21 protein-coding genes are annotated in these 21,919 nt (G+C 33.4%); 19 read left to right on the top strand and 2 right to left on the bottom strand.

Translation table 11 applies throughout. From position 1 onward, the window contains the following. Positions 1–340: 340 nt before the first annotated feature. From DMB65_RS20770 to DMB65_RS20725, 9 genes are all read left to right on the top strand, one after another. Positions 341–796: a hypothetical protein gene (locus DMB65_RS20770; RefSeq protein WP_110308544.1), complete on the top strand. Its 456-nt coding sequence runs from the start codon at positions 341–343 to the stop codon at positions 794–796. A 190-nt stretch (positions 797–986) separates the two neighbouring features. Next, entirely contained in the window at positions 987–1,424 is a 438-nt protein-coding gene (locus tag DMB65_RS20765) for a hypothetical protein (RefSeq protein WP_110308543.1), read from the top strand. 217 nt (positions 1,425–1,641) lie between these two features. Beyond that, positions 1,642–2,346 (top strand): hypothetical protein, encoded by a 705-nt coding sequence (locus tag DMB65_RS20760; RefSeq protein ID WP_110308547.1) that lies wholly within the window; start codon positions 1,642–1,644, stop codon positions 2,344–2,346. Positions 2,347–2,507: 161 nt separating this feature from the next. Next, on the top strand, positions 2,508–3,047 hold the full coding sequence (locus DMB65_RS20755; protein WP_110308542.1) for a helix-turn-helix domain-containing protein: 540 nt from the start codon (positions 2,508–2,510) through the stop codon (positions 3,045–3,047). Between the two features lie 87 nt (positions 3,048–3,134). Continuing rightward, entirely contained in the window at positions 3,135–4,046 is a 912-nt protein-coding gene (locus DMB65_RS20750; protein WP_110308541.1) for a hypothetical protein, read from the top strand. Positions 4,047–4,468: 422 nt separating this feature from the next. Next, positions 4,469–5,164, top strand: a complete 696-nt coding sequence (locus DMB65_RS20745; RefSeq protein ID WP_110308540.1) for an alpha/beta hydrolase — start codon at positions 4,469–4,471, stop codon at positions 5,162–5,164. Positions 5,165–5,412: 248 nt separating this feature from the next. Next, on the top strand, positions 5,413–6,102 hold the full coding sequence (locus DMB65_RS20740) for an LA_2272 family surface repeat-containing protein (protein ID WP_110308539.1): 690 nt from the start codon (positions 5,413–5,415) through the stop codon (positions 6,100–6,102). Positions 6,103–6,517: 415 nt separating this feature from the next. Further along, positions 6,518–7,306: a PhzF family phenazine biosynthesis protein gene (locus DMB65_RS20730; RefSeq protein ID WP_110308537.1), complete on the top strand. Its 789-nt coding sequence runs from the start codon at positions 6,518–6,520 to the stop codon at positions 7,304–7,306. 523 nt (positions 7,307–7,829) lie between these two features. Continuing rightward, positions 7,830–8,267, top strand: a complete 438-nt coding sequence (locus tag DMB65_RS20725; RefSeq protein WP_110308536.1) for an acyl-CoA thioesterase — start codon at positions 7,830–7,832, stop codon at positions 8,265–8,267. Between the two features lie 76 nt (positions 8,268–8,343). Here the strand turns inward: DMB65_RS20725 and DMB65_RS20720 are convergent, their stop codons facing one another. Further along, positions 8,344–11,355, bottom strand: a complete 3,012-nt coding sequence (locus DMB65_RS20720; RefSeq protein WP_230470736.1) for a LamG-like jellyroll fold domain-containing protein — start codon at positions 11,353–11,355, stop codon at positions 8,344–8,346. A 235-nt stretch (positions 11,356–11,590) separates the two neighbouring features. Between DMB65_RS20720 and DMB65_RS20715 the strand changes: the two genes are divergently transcribed. The 4 genes from DMB65_RS20715 to DMB65_RS20700 are packed head-to-tail and all read left to right on the top strand — an operon-like array spanning position 11,591 to position 15,120. After that, the gene (locus DMB65_RS20715) at positions 11,591–12,583 is read left to right on the top strand and encodes an alpha/beta fold hydrolase (RefSeq protein ID WP_110308535.1); all 993 of its coding nucleotides are present in this window, start codon (positions 11,591–11,593) and stop codon (positions 12,581–12,583) included. Positions 12,584–12,605: 22 nt separating this feature from the next. Beyond that, positions 12,606–12,995 (top strand): DUF1398 domain-containing protein, encoded by a 390-nt coding sequence (locus DMB65_RS20710; RefSeq protein ID WP_110308534.1) that lies wholly within the window; start codon positions 12,606–12,608, stop codon positions 12,993–12,995. 19 nt (positions 12,996–13,014) lie between these two features. Then, a complete protein-coding gene (locus tag DMB65_RS20705) occupies positions 13,015–13,866 on the top strand; it encodes a sulfurtransferase (protein WP_110308533.1) in 852 nt (283 codons plus the stop codon). Positions 13,867–13,887: 21 nt separating this feature from the next. After that, entirely contained in the window at positions 13,888–15,120 is a 1,233-nt protein-coding gene (locus DMB65_RS20700) for an ATP-binding cassette domain-containing protein (RefSeq protein ID WP_110308532.1), read from the top strand. 162 nt (positions 15,121–15,282) lie between these two features. Here the strand turns inward: DMB65_RS20700 and DMB65_RS20695 are convergent, their stop codons facing one another. Continuing rightward, complete coding sequence (locus DMB65_RS20695) at positions 15,283–15,924, bottom strand: protein-L-isoaspartate(D-aspartate) O-methyltransferase (RefSeq protein WP_110308531.1); 642 nt, start codon at positions 15,922–15,924, stop codon at positions 15,283–15,285. Between the two features lie 197 nt (positions 15,925–16,121). Between DMB65_RS20695 and DMB65_RS20690 the strand changes: the two genes are divergently transcribed. From DMB65_RS20690 to miaA, 6 genes are all read left to right on the top strand, one after another. Further along, positions 16,122–17,087 carry a Gfo/Idh/MocA family protein gene (locus DMB65_RS20690; RefSeq protein ID WP_110308530.1) on the top strand — a complete coding sequence of 322 codons (966 nt, stop codon included), beginning with the start codon at positions 16,122–16,124 and terminating at the stop codon, positions 17,085–17,087. 89 nt (positions 17,088–17,176) lie between these two features. Next, on the top strand, positions 17,177–18,070 hold the full coding sequence (locus DMB65_RS20685; RefSeq protein WP_110308529.1) for a 3-hydroxyacyl-CoA dehydrogenase family protein: 894 nt from the start codon (positions 17,177–17,179) through the stop codon (positions 18,068–18,070). A gap of 11 nt (positions 18,071–18,081) precedes the next feature. Further along, a complete protein-coding gene (locus tag DMB65_RS20680; RefSeq protein WP_110308528.1) occupies positions 18,082–18,771 on the top strand; it encodes a YggS family pyridoxal phosphate-dependent enzyme in 690 nt (229 codons plus the stop codon). Between the two features lie 83 nt (positions 18,772–18,854). Then, positions 18,855–19,202 (top strand): four helix bundle protein, encoded by a 348-nt coding sequence (locus DMB65_RS20675; protein ID WP_110308527.1) that lies wholly within the window; start codon positions 18,855–18,857, stop codon positions 19,200–19,202. Between the two features lie 122 nt (positions 19,203–19,324). Continuing rightward, positions 19,325–20,686 carry an exonuclease domain-containing protein gene (locus tag DMB65_RS20670; protein WP_110308526.1) on the top strand — a complete coding sequence of 454 codons (1,362 nt, stop codon included), beginning with the start codon at positions 19,325–19,327 and terminating at the stop codon, positions 20,684–20,686. 256 nt (positions 20,687–20,942) lie between these two features. Then, positions 20,943–21,875, top strand: coding sequence for a tRNA (adenosine(37)-N6)-dimethylallyltransferase MiaA (gene miaA, locus DMB65_RS20665; RefSeq protein WP_110308525.1), 933 nt, complete (start codon positions 20,943–20,945; stop codon positions 21,873–21,875). Positions 21,876–21,919: the final 44 nt, after the last annotated feature.

The raw sequence follows: 21,919 nt of genomic DNA, 5'->3' as shown, positions 1-21,919 counted from the left end.
TCCATTTATTGAATTCTAATGACAATACTAAAAAACAAGCTAAAGCAAGATAGAACCTCGTTAAGTATCTAAAAATATACAATATTTAACAAAACGAAATTATTTATCGGACAACAATGATTTTAAATGTTATTATTGGTTTTTTAATTGGAATATTTACTGGTATATTATCCTATATAATAATTGCACTCAGTATAGGGAAATATTTAAATAATATGATTTTATTTTATCATATAATTGCTGTTTTACTATGTATTAAATTATTCTTCGTGATAGAAAAGTTATTGTCTAAAAATAATGACATTAAAAAAACTAACATTTTAAGTAAAGAATCGAAAGAATGAACAGAAAATTAATACTAAATTTAGTATTGCCAGTAACAATAATAATATTTATACTTTTTTCAAAGTGGTGGATAGTAAATGTTGTTGACGGAACTGACGGAATAATGTATGGATTTCCGTTTATATATAAAGCGCCTGCATTTTACACTTCTATGGCAGAAGAATTTTTTATACTAGAGTTAATTGCCGACTTAATATTCTATTTTGGAGTAATTTTTGGAATAGTTTACTTGATGAATAAATTTTTATTTGCAATTTCAATTAGAAAAGTAGTTTCAGTTATTCTGTTTATAACTGCATCGTTATTAATTAGTTTGGAATTGTTTTTTGCTTTTATGCCAGAAAATAAGTTTTCATTAAAAAGAGATGATGAAATAGAAATAAAACAGACAGGATTAAAATTTCTATTTAATAACTCTGACGAAATTGAATTCGACAAACATCATAAATAAAAAACCGAACGGCTAACAATGGTTTGCAAAAATTGGGGTTTTAGTCTTTAATTTAAAGATTGTTTTGTACTTTTGGGTTTGTGATTAACCGAAAGTTTCGGTTTACCAAATCCCCAACTTCTGCAAGCCATGAAACGTTGGCAGAAAGTTTTTCACTAAACAATTAAAAAGAAAGTAAGCAGATTTTTTTATGAAAAATTTAAAATTTGGACATTATTATCTATTATTTTTGATTGTGTTATTTGGATTTCTGCACATTCGTGGTGTTAGAATACAGAACAATATTAAGAAGAATGGAAAAGATATTGTCGTTAAGTTTGTCAAAAAAAAGAGCTATCCAAAAACAACAGATTTCTATTTCTCTTATTACATAAACGACTCATTATATACTACTACAGGTTCTGGAATAAAATATGACATTTTCAATTCCGAAAAAGAAACGCAAGCAATTAATGACTTAAAAATTGGTGTGTACTATTTAGCTCGATTTAACCAAAAATATCCAAACATTATTATAGTAAATCCGAACAAGCGAATTGTTGACACATTAGAAATAGAAAAGTTTGGATTCAATATGAAAGAAGAAAAAAAAAATTGGCAAAAAGAATTATTTTCTGAAACCAAATAAAAATGAAAAAACGAACTAAAAAACAAACCTTCTGCCAACAGTGGTTTGGCGCCATTGTGGGTTTCGGGCTTCTTGGGAAAGTAAATTCCTAAAATAAAATTTGATTATATTTGTGATGTTCTGTGCTAAAATGCCACAACGGCAAGCCAAGCCACGGGACGTTGTATGCTATTTTACAGAAACACTCTACAAGAAAGAACATTTATTAAAAACAAAAATGAATAAAACACTACTCCTATTATTTAGCTTTTTATTTTTAAGTTGTAATTCAAAGTCTCAAAATAATATTAAGGAAAAAGAACCCGAAAAACCACAAGAAATAGCTAAAACTAAATTGACGGGAAACCAAATTATAGTAGGATTAGACAAACTCAATTTTTTCAATCTAACCGAAAAAAAAGATTTAAAAGAAACAAAAGCTGAATTTGAAAAATCTTATAATGAACTAAATTTTTTTGAAGGCAAAATGAAAGGCGAAAGCTTAATATTTACTGACAATAGATTTTATTTTATAGATTCAGAAACGCTATTTGAAGGTGGTGGTTTAATTCAGTATTTAGAAACTGTAAAAAAATCATTTGACAAACTAAACTTGAAACTTGAATTTTCAGATGAATTTAATAATCAAACTGAAAGACATTGGACTCATAAAATAAAACTTAACGGAAAAGAATATATCGCTTTTGATAATGATTTTGGAGAAAATGATTGGGGAATTTCATATATAAATTTTATAGAGATGTTAAACGACCAACTGAAATCACAGAAAAGTAACGAGAGATTTTATCCTATAAGTTCCGGAAATGATGGAAGGATAGTTTTACTAACTAAAGAACAATTTGAATTTGTGAAAGCAAACTATCCAATTAATAAAGAACATCCTATGGAAATAAGTGATTGGAAACATTACAATACAATGTAAAAAAAACAGCATACAACAGCTACAACGGATTTGGGCAATAGGCTTAATGGAAAAATGGTTTTGTATTTGGCAAATCCGAAAACAGAGCTTAATTTAGCCCAAAAACCGCTGATTACAAATACATTAACAGAAATTCTACAAAGACCGCAAACAAAACGAAAATGAAATCAATAGTTCAACGTTTAAGAGAAGAGAAAAACTTAACCCAAACCGAACTTGCCGAAAAAAGTGGACTTTCGTTAAGGACAATTCAAAGGATTGAGGCTGGTAATATCCCAAAAGGATTTACCTTGAAAACTCTTGCAAATGTCTTTGAAAAGGAACCTGAAAAGCTAATTCCTTCCAAAGAAATTATAAAACTTGATAGAGCAAAATTGATTAATTTTTCTAGTTTATTTGGACTTGTAGTACCTTTTGGAGGAGTTATATTTCCATTAATTTTGACCTACAAAACAAACGACCAAAAAAACAAAGAACTTGGAAAAAGTATCGTAAGTGTTCAAATACTTATAGCAGTTGCACTGGTTGTCTCTCAAATCGCAAGTCCATTTATTCAAAAAGGATTATCACTACATTTTCCACTTTTTATATTTCCATTATTGTTAATCATTTGTTTGAAATTATTGGTAGTTATTATAAACGGTATTAGTTTAAATAAAAAAAACGATTTGCACAAAATACTAAAAATCAATTACTTATAAATAAGTCAGTTGATTGACGTAAAATTGGCGTATTCCTTTTGCAAAGAAGTTGTTTCCAAAACTAGAAATTTGCAAAAAAATAATCCAATGAAAATTTTAAAGAAAATTGTACTGATCATTTTGGTCGTTTTAGTTGTAGCTGTAGCTGGTGGTTATATTTATTGTGACCAAAAATTTACACCAGATAAAAATTATTTGAAAGTAGAAAATGAAAGTGGTTCTATTCCATTTAATTGGTTAGGTAAAGAAAAAAATGCCTTGTTACTTCCTATACATTTTTTGAGTGATACGATAACTTATTATTTGCAATTTGATACAGGTTCGGCTTATACTGTTTTTTATTCAAAATCAATCAGTAACATTCCTCAAATAGCTATGCATAAAGAAACTGCAAAAGCGTCTTTTTATATCGGAAAAACAAAAGTCACTTCCGAAAAATTCAAAATTTATAATATGGGAAATGATGATAGTAATTCGCTAAAAATAATTGGTACAATTGGAGCAGACATTCTTGAAGACAGAAAAACAATCATCAACTTCAAAGAAAATTATATTGCTTTAAATTTATCAAAAGTACCCAATCAATTTCAAAACAAACTTTTGGATTTCAAATTCAAAAAAAGAAAAATAGTCTTTAGCGGATTATTAAAAGAACAAGAGGAAAAGTTTTTATTTGACACCGGTACAAGTGCTTACGAATTATTAACCAACAAAGAAATATGGAATAATTTGAAATTGTCTGCCTCAAAAATTAACATTGAAAAATCAGAACAATCGTGGGATAATGTTTTAACTACATACACGGCAAATTGTAATCAAAAAATACAAATAGCCAACTGTGAAATACCTTTAAATAGTGTTACGCATGTAGAGGGATTTTCGCAAGTCCAATACGCAATGATGAAATTTTCGGGCATGACAGGTATGCTAGGAAATAAAATATTTTCAAACAACATTATCTACATTGACTGTAGACAAAATAAAATGGTAATTGAATAAAAAAGCCAGCCACTAACAGCCAGGGTTCGTTAGGCTCTAAGAGCCAACATCCGACCCTAGCGAACTGACGAAGTAATGAAACCCATTTTGAACGGAACCGCTGAAACTTCGTCATATGGGGTTATCGTAAAACAATCAGGAGGATTTCCAGAGGATGTGGATTCCTCTTTTTTTGTGGAGTTATTCGGAAAAATTCCGTTCTCCACCGAGCCTATGCTGGCAAGTACGCGCTGGCTTTGTTTTTTCGTGTTTATACAACTCCTTTTAAAGCCTTTTGTCGCTCATTTTTGGGCTGTGCACCAAACTATTTTTCACCGGAAGTTATTTTTTTGTTGTTTAAATCACCTATATTTACCCTAAAAAAAATAGAGGTTTTGGGACAAACAGCAGTCAGTTGAAACAAAAAACACAGATTATTAAACATGAGAAAATCAAACTATACTTTACTATTCATATTATTAAGTTTATATCTGACTTGTTGGGGACAAACAAAAAAAGAAGCTGAGACAAAACTTGATGAACAGAACTATATTTTTTTCTTTCATAATAAATTTGCTGAAGAAAACAATTTAGAAACGAAACATCCAGAATATGGAAAAGTTGAATATAGAAATATAATTAAATCATTTGAGAAAGATGGCTTTATTGTTTTAAGTGAAAAAAGAAAAGCAAATACAGATGTAGAGGAGTATGCAGAAAAAATTGTTTCTCAAATTGATAGTTTACTAAAACAAGGAATTAAACCAAATCATATTACAGTAATTGGAACCTCAAAAGGTGGCTATATCGCTCAATATGTTTCTACTTTTATTGCAAATCCAGATATAAATTTCGTTTTTATTGGCTGTTATCAAAAAACCGATGTGGAGAATTATCCCGAAATAATTTTTTGTGGAAACATTTTAACAATTTATGAAAAATCAGATGTCTATGGAGTTTCCGCAATTGAGAGAATGAAAACTTCAAAACTAAAAATAAATGCATTTGAAGAAATAGAACTAAATACAAATCTGAAACACGGATTTCTTTATAAACCACTAAAAGAATGGATTGAACCTTGTAAAATGTGGGCGAAAAGAAACTATAAATTTGAAATAAATAAAAAACCGAACGGCTAACATACTTGCTACAATTGATTTGGCCAATTGACTTAGTGGAAAGATGGGTTTTATTGGGGATGATTTGCTTCGTCTGTTCGCTAGACCCCGGGGCAAATCTGAAGAATGGGCTTAATTTAGTCCCAAACCGTCAAACTATCTGAAAACCTCCTGGGAGAATTAATTATTTTTACTCTAAAATAACAAAAAACGGAGATTTTGAGACAAACTGACGGTGGCCGTAATATCAATCGAAAAAAAACTTATAAATGAAAATAATAATCATATCATTTCTAACATTTTTTTCTATAAATGTTTTTAGTCAAGAATATAATTTAAAAACGAAATATTTATTTTGGACATTTCATGCAGAAAACACAACTGTAAATGGAATTTCGTTTGGTGCTTTTCCAAATTTAAATGATAAAAACAGATTTGTTAAAACAAATGGAATTAGATTAGAAATTCCTGGTATTGGATTTCTAGCACCACTTGGAAACGGAAGCCCAATTTCAAGAATTGATAACGTTAGTGGTAAATTTAACAGAAATGACTATGAATTTGACGAAATAATAAACGGATTAAATATATCAACTGGAACAGTTGGTAAAATAAACTACAATGGAATAACAATTGCCGCAATTGCCCAATTTGGAGAACTAAATAATGGAATTGCATTAGCAGGAATGTGGAATGCCATGGACAAATCTAATGGAATTCAGATTTCGTTATTATTGAACGAAACATTATATAGTAATGGGGTACAAATTTCACTAGCAAATTCTGCAATTATAATGAATGGTATACAAATTGGAGGTAATAATTACTCAAAAGAAATGTATGGTATTCAAATTGGAATACTGAATAAAAGTAAACAAACCAAAGGATTACAAATAGGAATTTGGAATATAAACGAAAAAAGAAAATTTCCAATATTTAATTGGAATTTTGAAAAGTAGAAAAATATTACTGCCAACAACCAGAGTTAGGCTCTAAGAGCCAACATCCGACCCTAGCGAACTGACGAAGTAATGAAACCCATTTTGAACGGAACCTCTGAAATTTCGTCATATGGGGTTATCGTAAAACAATCAGGAGGATTTCCAGAGGATGTGGATTCCTCTTTTTTTTGTGGAGAAATTCGGAAAAACTCCGTTCACCACCGAGCGTATGCTGGCAAGTATGCGCTGGCTTTGTTTTTTCGTGTTTATACAACTCCTTTTAAAGCCTTTTACCACTCATTTTTGGGCTGTGCACCAAATTTACTTTTCACCGTAAGTTGTTTTTTGTAGTTTAAATCAACTATATTTACCCTAAAAACAACAAAAAAACGGAGGTTTTGAGAGAAGGTAATTTTATTAGGAAATACTAAATATGAAACTAGAATTATATCAAATTGATGCTTTTACGGATAAAATTTTTGGTGGAAATCCAGCTTGTGTGGTACCACTCGATAATTGGTTACCAAACGATATTCTTCAAAAAATCACAAAAGAAAATGCTGTTGCTGAAACTGCTTTTTTTGTAGATAAAGGAGAAAAAATACATTTACGTTGGTTTACACCCGAAATTGAAATGGATTTGTGTGGACACGCAACTCTTGCAACGGCGCATTGTTTAAAAACAATTCTGAATTACAAAAATGATAAACTAATTTTTGAAACCTTAAGTGGCGATTTAACGGTTATTGCACAAAACGATTTCTATTATTTGGATTTTCCATCGAGAATGCCGGTTGAAAGCAGTTTACCTGAAAACATTTCAAAGTCATTAAACATACAACCAAAAGAAGTTTTAAAATCTAGAGATTATGTATTACTGTATGATTCAGAGGAAGATATAAAAAACCTATCTATTAACCGTCAATTCTTTGACGAAATAAACCTTGATCCAGGAGGAGTGATCGTTACTGCAAAAGGAATAAATTGCGATTTTGTTTCTCGTTTTTTTACTCCACAAGCATCTATTTTAGAAGATCCGGTGACAGGTTCTGCACATTGCTCATTAATCCCGTTTTGGGCAAATCGCCTACATAAAAATGAGCTTACAGCATTACAGATTTCAGAACGTATTGGGAAATTAAATTGTATAAATAAAGAGAATCGTGTAATAATTAGTGGACAAGCCAGAACGTATTCCAAAGGAAATTTATGGATAGAATAAAATTATCGCTAACAGCTAATATTTCATTGTGTGCCCAACACAAACACCCGAGATAGCGAACAGACTAATCTGTGTTGAAGGGAACCGCTCTACATTTGTTCCTTGTGTTTTTTCGATACTGGGCTATAAGAATTTCAAGAAACTGTTGTACCTCTTTTTTTGAAAAGTTTTAACTGTCGTTTTAGTGTTTTGCAACACTTTAAGTATAAATACCATTGCCCGTAAAATCAGTTTTCAAAGGGATCTGAACTTTGGCTACTGCACCAGGATTTCAAATCGGAGGAAATTAAAAGCTTATCATCCATGACTTTACAGAAAAATATAAGAACCAGATTCTTTCAGTAAGAGACCTAAAAAACTAATGTTCTTAAATCAGGAATATCCGAATCTAAAAATACAACAAAATCTTTACTTTTATCCGGAAATATTTATTAATGCTATATTGTGTACTTTGGCTTTTCAGAAAGAACTATTCGGTTTTTATTCGTAATTTCGGTTCCTCATTAAAATTACAATTACAATAATGGCTTCATTTGTTAAAGAAATATCTTTTCGCTGGTCAGATCTTGACCCAAATTTTCATGTTCGTCACAGTGCTTATTACGATTTTGGCGCACAACACCGTATTGAAATCCTAAACGAATTAGGTCTGACTTTAAGAGTAATGCAGGAACAAAATTTTGGTCCGGTTTTATTTAGGGAAGAATGTGTTTTCAGAAAAGAATTAAAGCTCTCGGACAAAATATTCATTCATACCAAAACATCCAAAATGAAAGCTGATGCTTCTCGCTGGTCTATCATTCACGAATTCCGAAGAGAAGATGATACACTTTGTGCCACTATTACCGTTGACGGTGCCTGGATGGATACAAAATTTAGAAAATTAGCTTCGCCAACACCAGAAATTGCTGTTGAAGCTTTAAGCATTTTTCCTAAAAGCGATGATTTTGTAGGTCTTTAAAAAGTCAATTCCTATCAAAAGCAAAAAACCGTTACAAATCAATGCAACGGTTTTTTTTATGATGAACAGGCTATTTTTATTCTGCCATAATTTTGTAATTGCTGTTTAAATTTTCTCCCGACACATTTAATATATAAAGTCCGGATACTCTTTTATTTGCAAGATCTAATTTAAAAATACCATTTCCGTCTGATGAAATTTTTTCTTTTATAAAAATTGTACCTGTTACATCGCTTAAAGTAGCGGTAATGTACGATTCCTTATAATTTGGAATACTGATAAAAATCTGTTCTTTTGCTGGGTTAGGATATATAGTCCCGCTAATTGTATTCTGGACAAACTTATCATTACTTAATAATGCTGCATTATACAATTGCGTTATCTCTGTTGCGCTTAATGCATAATTAAATATTTTAAGTTCGTCAAACAAACCTTTGTAAGGAGCCGGAGTGGTATTCGCATACAATTCAAGTGCCCCGATATTTCCAATCACTAAATCTGTTGGCTCTCCAATACCCACAGCTGTTCCTGTTGCATCAGCTTTTTCATTGGTAAAAACACCATTCGTATATATTCTCAACTTAGATGCCGTAACATCTCTCATAATAATCACATTGACCCAATTTCCGGTGAAATAGCTGGTTGCTGCTAATGATGATGTAAGTTCTGTTTTTGTTTTATCATCATCTATGGCAAAGCGCAACTGATTACTTTTTATTTCTACATTGAACCTTCTGCCTGTTGCCCCTGTTGTCGCATTTTTTGTCATCGACCCTTTGCATAATATATAGGAACTCAATGTTGAACCGGCTGGTATTAAACTCGCATCAGCTTTCATCCAGAATGAAATAGTAAAAGAATTTTTATCAAAGAAAATCTGATCCTGGTTTGGAATGCTCACCATAAGTTTGTTTGGCAATAATGTTCCGAAATCTATAGCCTTATTCTCTTTTCCGATTACTCTGACGCTACTATTATCGAAAGCCGCATCCAATTGTCCGTTATTTGCATAACCTGAAATATCTTCGATTTGCTGACCCTCTCCGGCTGTTTCCTTAAACGGCCAATGCCCTACAAGCTCGGGTGTCAGGGCGCGAAAATTCCATAGATCTCCGGTTGTTGTTCCTTTAGCATTTGAAGCATCTATTCGCCAATAATAAGTAACTGCTGTACTTAAACCTGTAAGCTGGTATGTTGGAGAAGCAACATAAGCTATATCTGCCAGTTTAGTCAAATTTAAAGGATCTGTTCCAAAATAAACAGTATATGTTGTCGTGTTTGTACTGCCGCTCCATTTTAAAACTAAATTTCCATTTGTCAACTGAATGCTGGTAAGTCCTGTACCCGGATTAGGTGCAGATGCCTTAACAGGAGCTGACGGAATTGGCGGTGTAGTCACTGATGCTCTTTCATATACGGATGATTCTGTGCTGTTTTTTGCTTTAACACGATAATAATATTGCGTATTGGGCAGCAATCCTGTATCATTATAACTTGTAACATTTGCTCCAAGTGTCGCGATTACAATAAAATCTGTACCATTTTCTGAACGTTCAACCACATAATTATCTTCATTAGTTGCAGCATCAATCCAGTTAATGGTCAAAGAACTTGATGGCGGAACTTCTGTTGAAGCCACATTAGTAAAATTGACATTTGATGGCGGAACAACAAAATCTGAAGGCGTTGTATTCGTTAATCCGTTAATGTATACTTCGATATTCAGATACGGTGCATTTGTTGTGCTTACCAATAAAGCGTCAGCAGTATTTTTATCTAATCCGTTTGCATCTTCCCAGACATCAGGCATACCGTCATTATCTGTATCCAAAGGTGCCGGCGCACCGTAAACATGTCCTGCTCCCCCATTAATAAAACCAAATTTTGTTGTTAAATCACTTTGAACATATACATAAGTAGCTTTCGTTCCATTAGACATTAAATCTGAAATCATTAAATTTTCAACCTGATCACGTCTTGGATATGAAGCACCTACACTTGCCACAATTTTATTATAGGCATCTACAGCAGATAAAGTGGTGTTTTTCATTGGATAATCGTATGGTGATTGCAAAATATTTGCTGGATCTGTCCCAACAGGAAAACCTGTTAAATCCTGCGGAACTAAATTACCATCTAAAACTCCATTTCTATTATTATCAAAGTAATTTCCTGGACCGTACAAAAAGAAATTCTCATTTCCTCTGTTGAAAGGGGTACTAGCAGAAGTTCCTGTATTTGGACCTCCAATAAAATAATTATTGATAATATTTACATCCGATCTTCCTGCAGAATCCCCACCCATAATATAAGCTTCACCTGATTCCGTATGTCCATACGTATTTCCGTAATTTCCCCAGTTGTAAACAACATTATTGACAAATTCATTGATCCCTTTGATTTTGTTATTACGGGTTTTGTTACTAATGTACAAATTTCCAATCAAACTTATTTTACCTCCTTCTGATGGTTGCATTAAACCACCTGCTGAGTGATTGTGACGGTGTAATCCCTGACCAATAATAGAATTTTGTATTGTTATATTATCAGGACTCACCCCCTTCCCATCCCAGTTAACAGAAAACACTTCGTCTGTCCCCCAGGTAAAATCCATATGGTCCAGAATAATATTTGCACCATTTGAAATTCCGGAAGCATCCTGATTTTGAGTAGTCGCACCAAAACGTATACGGAAATAACGGGCAATTGTATTATTTGCCCCTGTAAAAGAAACCTTAGCACCTAATAATACAATCCCTTCTCCGGTTGCCGTTTGTCCTGCAATAGTGGTGTTTTTTGCAATTGCAATTGAAGATGCCACATTAATGATTCCGCCTACTTTAAAGATGACAAATCTTCCTTCCTGACTAACAGCATCACGAAAAGAACCCGGTCCGCTGTCATTTAAATTGGTTACTAAATAAATCTGCGGGTTGGCAGATCCTCTTGCCCCAGTAGTAAATCTTCCAAAGCCTGTCGCTTCCGGAAATGCCAGAGTCTGGGCTTTCAAATCACTGACAATGGTAATTAATCCGCAGACCATAAAAAATTTAAGTGCATACTTAAATGTTAAGGTAATTTTTCTCATAATTTGGTTAAATTGGTTAAATAGTTGTACCTAATTTAGTTAGAAGCTCCTGAGACTCTGTCCTGTTCTGTCCTGTTCGATCTTGTGTGATTCTTAACTCCTCACTGATTACCTTTGTTTTCTTTTAAAAAAAACTTGCAAAATTAATTTTCTGATAACTTTAAGATTTTATCTTTTGGTTTTAAAACGGTAAGTTCTACTTTTATAAGTATTGCAAATCAGTACTACTCTGAAAATGAAAAAAATTAAACTAATCATAATTCTGATTCCTTTTCTTTGCTTGTCCCAGCAGGAAAAGATAAAATCCCTGGATATCAATTTAACCCATTACGAATATCCTTTTCCTGTAACGTTTTTCGAAGTGAGCAATCAGCGTCAGCTTTTAAAAATGGCGTATATGGATATCAAACCTGAGAATTATAATAACAAAAACATTGTCTTATTTCATGGTAAAAATTTTAACGGGGCTTATTGGGAAACCACCATCAAAGCACTCACAAAAGAAGGTTTCAGGGTTATTGTACCCGATCAGATTGGTTTTGGAAAATCCTCAAAACCAGATAATTTTCAGTACACCTTTCAGCAATTTGCCGAAAATACAAAAAAACTACTGGATCATTTAGGCATTCAAAAAACTACCATCCTGGGACATTCTATGGGTGGAATGCTGGCCACAAGATTTACATTGATGTATCCTGAAACTGCAGAAAAATTGGTTTTGGAAAACCCGATTGGTTTAGAAGACTGGAAATTAGTCGTTCCGTACCAGTCTTTAGGTTCCTGGTACGAAAGTGAACTAAAACAAAACTACGAAGCCATCAAAAAATATCAAATGACGAATTATTACGACGGAAAATGGAATGCTAATTTCCAAAAATGGGCTGAACTGAGTGCCGGTTGGACAACTGCACCCAACTACACTATTGTGGCATGGAATTCGGCACTGATGTACGACATGATTTTTACTCAGCCGGTTTTATATGAATTCAAAAACATCAAAAGCCCGACACTTTTAATCATCGGAACCCGAGATAAAACAGCTTTGGGAAAACAACTTGTTCCTGAAGAAGTCAGAAAAACAATGGGAAATTATGCCAAATTGGGAAAAAAAACCAAAAAAGCGATTCCGAATTCAAAATTGGTAGAAATTCCAAATACCGGACATTTGCCACATATCGAATCTTTTGATGAATTTATAAAACCATTAATCGTATTTTTGAACCAATAAAGTTAACCTTAAATCAAATTTTATGTTTACAATCGAACAAATAAAAAAAGCGCATGCCAAAGTAAAGAGCGGTGCTGATTTTCCAAATTATATACAGGATTTAATTATTTTGGGCGTAAAGGGATACGATACCTTTGTAAATGACGGTCATGTTGAATATTATGGTGTAAACAATTACTCTGTGATTTCAGACGAAAAATATCCTGAAATAAAAATTGAAAATACAGCAAACAAAGAACGTTTTATAGAATTTCTGGTGGCACATCAGGATGGTCAGACAGATTATATCACTTTCTGTAATCACTCCGGACAATGCGGAATCGCAAAATGGCGTGTTGATATTATCGAAATGACCTGTACTTATTTTGATAAATCAGGTGCTGAAATTTTGATCGAAAAAATTCCTGGTTAATCATTTAGAACAAATTTATATGCCACAAAATTGGTCTCCAATACTCAATCCCGAGACATTACTTCAGCTAAAAGAATCATCTGAAATTATTTTAGTTGATGCCAGGGCCGGAGTCAATGCCGAAGAAAATTATAAAAACGAACACTTAAAAGATGCTCGTTTTGTTGACCTCAATCGTGATTTAGCCACAGCTGACTGTAACCCTGCAAACGGAGGAAGACATCCTCTGCCTTCATTAGAGAAATTTTCAGAAGTACTTTCAAAACTTGGCATCACACCTAAAAGCCATGTTGTAATTTATGACGATAAAAACGGATCAAATGCTGCTGCCCGATTTTGGTGGATGCTGCGAGCTGCCGGGCATGAAAAAGTTCAGGTTTTAAATGGTGGAATACAGACGGCAATAAAATTTGGTTTCCCTGTAGATTCCAAAACAAAAAGTTTTGATACAGCTGAAAAATATCCTTTTCCTGAATGGCAATTGCCTTTAGCAGATATAGAAACTGTTGATAAAGCCCGAAATAATCCTGAAAACATTGTCATTGACGTAAGAGACAAAAATCGTTTTGATGGCCTTACTGAACCTCTTGACTTAATTGCAGGTCATATTCCGGGAGCTGTTAATGTACCGTTTAGTGAGAATCTGGACGAAAACGGCTTCTATCATTCTCCTGAAAAATTAGCAGAAAAATACACTAAAATTTTAGGCAATACAAAACCCGAAAATGTAATCATTCACTGTGGCTCCGGTGTTACAGCCTGCCATACCTTACTGGCAATGGATTATGCCGGAATCCCAATTCCAAAACTTTATATAGGTTCATGGAGCGAATGGTCCCGAAATAATATGCCAATGACTACTAAACAATAATATCCTTTCAAGAAATACATAATGCATCAAAAACAACATTGGGACATCCTTTTAACTAATCAGGTCAATAAAAAAAAGTTTATAGACACCCTGCTTTCAGGTGAAGCTAAAGAAGAGTTAGCCGTTTTTAATAACCAGAAAGGAATCTTATTCTCAGACATTTCAATCGAAAAATTCATTGAAAAAGAATACCAGTACGATTCGGTTGAAGCTTCTCCGGAGTCCCACAGACAATTACGAACTTTTTCATCAGGAGAACGCAAAAAAGAATTCTTAAAATACTGCATGAGTCTAAGCCCGGATTTTATTATTTTTGATAATCCTTTCGATCATTTAGATCAGGCTTCTCGTCTGGCTTTGGCACTTTCTCTCGAAAAACTTACCGATACTGTTTCCATCATTCAATTGGTAAATCGTACGGTTGATTTGATGGATTTTGTTCTGAATAAAGTTTGGATCAAAGACAATTCGTTTACTTTATATCCTATTTCAAAAGAGGTAAGTCATTTTAAAACCTTAAATACTGCTGCCATTCCAAAAGCTTTAGAAGTGAATAGCTTTCACAAAAGTGAATTAATAAAGATGCAAAACGTTTCGGTGAGTTACGAAGACAGAAAAATTCTTGACAACATTTCCTGGACTATTAAAGAAGGTGAATTTTGGCAGTTAATTGGCCCGAACGGTTCAGGAAAAAGTACCATTTTATCTTTAATTACCGGCGATAACCCAAAAGGATTCGGTCAGGATTTATTTTTATTTGGAAGAAAAAAAGGAAGTGGCGAAAGTGTCTGGGAAATAAAAAAGCAAATCGGAATTTACACCACCGCCATGATGGATCTGTTTCAAAAAAGCCATACACTTGAAGAAATGATCCTGTCGGGGTTTTTTGATTCTATCGGATTGTATATTGAACCGACAACTTTACAAAAACAAATCGTTGCACAATGGCTGGAAGTAATTGAAATGACTTCGCTTAGAAGAAAACGTTTTATAGATCTTTCGATTGGTCAGCAAAGGGTAGCACTGATTGTTCGTGCAGTTTTAAAACATCCGCCGTTATTGATATTGGATGAACCTGTTGAAGGTCTGGACGATGAAAATGTAGATTTGGTGATTCAGTTAATCAATACAATCAAGCAAGAAACCAATGTTGCTATTTTGTATGTTTCTCACAGAATTGAATCGGGTCTTGCGCCTACATCGGTTTTTGAACTTGTACCCTCAGAAACGGGATCGGTTGGGAGAATTAAATAAGTAGATTTTTATTCTATAGAAACGAAATAGCATCCTGAGCGAATTCGAAGGCATTTTATAATGAAAGAGCTTCTACTTCGCTAAACCTGACACTTATTTTACTTAAAACCAGCTGGTATATACTATAAAATATCCCATAAATAGGATTTGATGGGATATTTTTTAATTTTTATCTTCCAATAAAGGAACAAATCGAAACTCTCCAAACTCATGTTTTTCAAACTGAGTTTCGTTTTTTCGAATTAATAAAGTCATAATCTGAACATCTTCCCCAAGCGGAATCACCAGTCTGCCTCCTATTTTCAATTGCGCCATTAAAGGTTGCGGGATAAACGGAGCACCAGCGGTAACAATAATGCTGTCAAACGGAGCATGATTTGGAAGTCCTTTATAACCATCTCCAAAAGAAAGGTGCTTAGGTCTGATGTTTAGTTTCGGAAATAAATTAGACGTAGTTTTAAACAGCTCTTTCTGTCTTTCAACGCTATACACTTTAGCGCCAAGCATAAACAAAACAGCAGTCTGATAGCCAGAACCCGTACCAATTTCAAGAATTTTATGGTCTTTTTTTACTTCTAACAACTGCGATTGAAAAGCAACCGTGTAAGGCTGAGAAATAGTTTGTCCTGCCCCTATAGGAAAAGCCTTATCCTGATAAGCATAATCTTCAAAACTCGAATTTAAAAAAAGATGTCTTGGGATTTTTTTTATCGCATCTAAAACCGCTCTGTCAGTAATCCCTTTTTGTTCCAGAGTGCTTACTAATTGATTGCGAAGTCCTTGATGTTTGGCAGTATCTTTCAAAATAGGTAGGTTTTATTTTCGCAAAAATAAGAAACAAAACAGTAAATTAAATATTGATTTTTAATTATTAAATTAATACAGTTGAAAGTCAAAAGTCGAAAGTCAAAAACCACTACTGATTATTTACAATTCATAATTAGCTAAATTCATTTTCACTTTCAACAAATAAATTATATTTTTGTTTAAAATACATACTCATGTTAAAAGTAGGAGTTTTAGGTGCGGGTCACTTAGGTAAAATACATTTACGCTTATTACAACAATCTGACAAATACGAATTAGTTGGATTTTACGACGAAAATCAGGAAAATGCCGAAAGAATTGCAAAAGAATTTGGCTATAAAAACTTCAACACAATAGCAAAATTAATCCACGCTGTGGATGTAATCGATATTGTAACCCCGACACTTTCGCACTATAAATGTGCCAAAGTAGCCATTAAATCAGGAAAACATATTTTTATAGAAAAACCAATCGCCAACACTGTTGAAGAAGCCGAAGAAATTATCGCTTTGGCAAAAGAACACGGTGTAAAAGGACAGGTGGGTCACGTAGAGCGTTTTAATCCTGCATTTATTGCGACAAAAAACATGATCGAAAATCCGATGTTTATAGAAACGCATCGTCTGGCCGAGTTTAATCCAAGGGGAACAGATGTACCTGTGGTTCTGGATTTGATGATTCATGATATTGATGCTATTTTAAGTGTTGTAAATTCAAAAGTTAAAAACATCAGTGCAAGCGGTGTATCGGTGATTAGTGAAACTCCGGATATTGCCAATGCCCGAATTGAATTCGAAAATGGCTGTGTAGCAAACTTAACTGCAAGCCGAATTTCAATGAAAAACATGCGTAAAACCCGTTTTTTTCAAAAAGATGCTTATATATCAGTAGACTTTCTGGAGAAAAAATGTGAAGTCGTTCGTATGAAAGATGCCCCTGAAGTTCCGGGTGATTTTGATATGATCCTGCAAAATGCCGAAGGTGTTAAAAAACAAATTTATTTCACCAATCCGGATGTTGAACAAAACAACGCCATTCTCGATGAATTAAATTCATTTGCAGATGCTATAAATAATGATACCATTCCGGTTGTAACATTAGAGCAGGCAACTGACGCATTGCGCGTGGCCTACCAAATTATTGACTGCTTTAAAAAATAAGACAAAATAATAAGTCGTAACTTTAAGGTTTAAAGCTTGCTGAAAAGCAACTTTAAACCTTAACTTTTAAAATACAAATACAAAATTAAATGAAAACTATAGCTGTAATTGGTGCCGGAACTATGGGTAACGGAATTGCCCATACTTTTGCACAAAGCGGTTTTACTGTAAAACTGATTGATGTTTCTGAAAAATCATTAGACAAAGGAATGGCGACTATTGCTGCCAATCTGGAACGAATGTTAAGCAAAGGAACAATTACACAAGAAGATGTTGTCAGAACAATTACCAATATCATTACCTATACCGATATTAAAGACGGAGTTGTCGGGGTAGATTTAGTAGTCGAAGCTGCCACTGAAAATATTGAACTAAAACTAAACATCTTCAGACAATTAAACGAATCCTGTTCACATAATACGATTTTAGCAACCAATACTTCGTCTATTTCAATTACACAAATCGGAGCAGTAGTCGCTCATCCCGAACGAGTGATCGGAATGCATTTTATGAATCCGGTTCCGATCATGAAGCTGGTTGAGATCATTCGCGGATACAATACCAGTGATGAGGTCACTAAAATTATCATGAATTTATCTGAAAAATTAGGCAAAACACCTGTTGAAGTAAACGATTATCCTGGTTTTGTGGCCAACAGAATTTTGATGCCTATGCTAAATGAGGCAATTGAAACGTTATATAACAAAGTCGCAGGAGTTTATGAAATCGATACCGTTATGAAATTAGGTATGGGACACCCAATGGGACCGCTTCAATTAGCTGATTTTATTGGCCTTGACGTTTGTCTGGCCATTTTAAATGTAATGTATGATGGGTTCAAAAACCCTAAATATGCCCCTTGCCCGTTATTGGTAAATATGGTAAGAGCCGGAAAATTAGGCGTAAAATCAGGAGAGGGGTTTTATGATTACAGTGAAAGTAAAAAAGCAGAGAAAATTTCTAAACAATTTCTTTCAGCATAAAAAATAAAATAATGTCAATAGCATCAAATTTAAATTCGATTAAAGCTAAAATACCAGAACACGTAACATTGGTTGCGGTTTCAAAAACAAAACCTGTTTCAGATTTAATGCAGGCCTACGAAGCAGGACAACGTATTTTTGGAGAAAATAAAATCCAGGAAATGGCCGAGAAATACGAACAAATGCCAAAAGATATTGAATGGCACATGATTGGTCATGTTCAGACGAATAAAGTCAAATTTATGGCGCCGTTTGTCCATTTGATTCATGGGGTTGACAGCTTAAAATTATTACAGGAAATCAATAAACAGGCTTTAAAAAACAACCGAATTATTGATTGCCTGCTTCAAATATACATCGCCGAAGAAGAAACTAAATTTGGTCTTGACGAAAAAGAACTGACCGAATTATTGTCTTGTTCTGAATTTAAAGAAATGAAAAATATTCGTATCTTAGGATTGATGGGAATGGCGACTTTTACAGAAAATCAGGAACAGATCAAAAAAGAATTTCTGCACTTAAAATCGATTTTTGATTCGTTGCAAAATAAAGATGCACAATGCAGAGACACACAACAATGTATTTCTACTACAGTACATTTTTCTACGATTTCAATGGGAATGTCCGGCGATTACCAACTTGCTATAGAATGTGGAAGCACAATGGTTAGAATTGGAAGCAGCATTTTTGGAGGAAGATGATTTTTCAATATCAATTACAATATCAAAAATCAATTGCAATGGCAAAAATTAATTTCAATTGCAATATCAATTTTAAATTTTAAATGAAAAAAATATTCAATTTTGAAGATCGATTGGTTCGTTTTGCAGGAGAATGTATTTTCTTTACACGACAATTGGAAAAGCTATTTGAAAATGAATATTATAAAAACCAGTTAATCAGATCATCGGGAAGTGCTTCTTTAAATTTTGGAGAAGCCCAGGGAACCATAACAGATAAAGATTTTATTTTTAAAGTTTCATTAGTTATAAAAGAGTTAAAAGAATCCAGAAATTCTTTAAAAATAGTAGACTATATAAAAGAAGGTGATAACGACAAAAGAAATAAACTTCTAACAGAAGTAGAACAACTTATTGCAATTTCATCAAAAATGATAATAAATAAAAAATAAATCAATTGCAATAGCAATGCCAATTACAATCAAAATAACAATGACAAATTTTCTAAAATTAGAATTGACATTGATTTTTGATATTGCTTTTTGATATTGCCATTGATTTTTGACATTTGAAAATGTACGCAATACTAGACATAGAAACCACCGGAGGCCAGTTTAATGAAGAAGGAATTACCGAAATAGCCATCTATAAATTTGATGGACACGAAGTCGTAGACCAGTTCATTAGCCTTGTGAATCCCGAAATTCCGATTCAGCCTTTTGTGGCTAAATTAACCGGAATCAATAATGCTATGCTGAGTTCTGCACCTAAATTTTATGAGGTAGCCAAACGAATCATCGAAATCACATCTGATTGTATCATTGTAGCTCACAACGCTTCATTTGATTATCGAATTCTCCGTACCGAATTTAGACGTTTAGGTTATAACTTCGAATCTAAAACACTTTGTACGGTTGAACTGGCTCAAAAATTAATTCCTCAACAGCCTTCCTACAGCCTTGGAAAATTAGTACGTTCCCTCGGAATTCCAATAGCCGACAGACATCGCGCAAGCGGAGATGCCATAGCAACAACAAAACTGTTCAAAATATTATTAGAAAAAGACCTCGAAAAAACCATCCTCAACGATTTTATAAAATTTGAAATTGAAAAAGGAATTTCGCCCAAACTTCAGGATCTTGTAAATCAAATGCCTGCCAAAACAGGTGTTTATTACATTCATAACGAAGGCGGAAATTTAATTTACATCGGTAAAAGTTTAAATATTCGAAAAAGAGTCAACCAGCATTTTACCGGAATTACAACAAAAAGCAAAAAAATTCAGGTTGAAGTTTTTACAATAACGTATGAGGAAACCGGAAGCGAATTAATCGCTTTGCTGAAAGAAAGTGAAGAAATAAAAATAAACCGTCCAAGACACAACAGATCACAAAAAAAATCTTTTTTCCCGTTTGCAATTTATGTCGAAAAAGATTCAAACGGCTATTTAAATATAAGACTGGGCAAAGCTGACGGCCGTAAAAAAGAAATCACCTCATTTGCTTCTTTGCAGGAAGGAAAAAATGCGCTTTTCAAATTCACGGCAAAATACCATTTGTGCCAAAAACTTACAGGTTTATATCAAACCAAAAAAGAGTGTTTTCAATATAAAATCAAAGAATGTGATGGTGCATGTATTGGCGAAATCACACCGGAAATCTATAATTTAAGGGTACAGCAATTTATCTCTGAAAATAGTTTCGAAAACAAAAGCATGATTTTGCTGGACAGGGGTCGAAACATAAACGAACGAAGCGCTATTTTAATAGAAGACGGCATTTACAAAGGATACGCCTATTATGATTTAAATTACCAGATTACCAATATTGAGATCCTGAAAAAAATTCTAATCCCAATGCAGCACAATCGAGATGTAAAGAATATCATTCAGCAATATATCCGAAAAAGCAAATCGTTGAAAATACTTTATTTTTAGTAACACAAAGGATTCATCATCTTCAAGGATATGAAAAAACAAAAAATCGCAATGTTGACAGATTTTCTTATGATTGCAGAAACAAATTGTCCAATAGTTAATTTATGAAGCTATTTCCGGCTGTACATTGCAACTCCTCCTTATATTTGTTGTTTTTTTAAGTCATAAAAGTAGCTTCTAAAGTCGCTTCTTTTATTCCAAAAAAACTAACAAATATAAGTCCGGGGTTTTCATTTCCATCCGGGCTAAAAAAAACATGAAATACCTAATAACCATCGTCGGACCAACAGCAATAGGCAAAACAGCTTTAAGTATTGCTTTGGCACAACATTTCAAATGCGAGATCATATCGTGTGACAGCCGACAGTTTTTCAAAGAAATGACTATCGGAACAGCCGTTCCGGATCAGGAAGAACTGGCAGCCGCAAAACACCATTTTATTCAGAATAAATCGATATTCGGGAAGTATACCGTTGGCGATTACGAAAAAGAAGCCTTAGCAAAAATCGAAGAATTGTTTCAAAATAATGATTTTACCATTCTGATTGGAGGCTCCGGATTGTATGTCGATGCCGTTTTAAAAGGCTTTGATGAATTCCCCGAAATCGATTCAAAAGTACGTTCAGAAGTAAATTTAAATTATGAAAAATCCGGAATCAAATATCTTCAGGAACAATTAAAAAAACTGGATCCCGACTATTTTCAGAAAATTAGTTTAGAAAACCCGCAGACCTTACAAAATCCACAACGAATGATGCGCTTTACAGAAGTCTGCATCGCAACAGGAAAACCGTATTCATCGTTTCTTAATCAAAAGAAAAACAACCGAAACTTCACTCCTGTCTTAATTGGTTTAGAAGCCGAAAGGGAAATAATTTACAACCGCATCAATGAGCGTGTTGCTATTATGATGAACAAAGGTTTACTTGAAGAGGCAAAAGCCCTATATCCTAATAAAACATTAAACGCTCTTCAAACGGTCGGTTATAGAGAATTATTCAGTTATTTTGATGGAGATTTTACGTTGCCTTTTGCCATAGACGAAATCAAAAAAAACACCCGAAGATTTTCTAAAAGACAATTAACGTGGTTCAAACGAAATGAAAACACCAAATGGTTTGATTATGCTGTTAACAGAAAAGAAATTATAAATTATATTGACGAAATTGCAAAACAAGGTCATCAATAATCTTTTTTCTATTTTCTATTCTCTTTTTTCCAAAAAATCTAATA

The organism is Flavobacterium cheongpyeongense (genome assembly GCF_003202435.1).
Lineage (GTDB): Bacteria > Bacteroidota > Bacteroidia > Flavobacteriales > Flavobacteriaceae > Flavobacterium > Flavobacterium cheongpyeongense.
The sequence above is the reverse complement of the archived record's forward strand: the minus strand, read 5'-3'. Positions and strand labels throughout refer to the sequence as shown.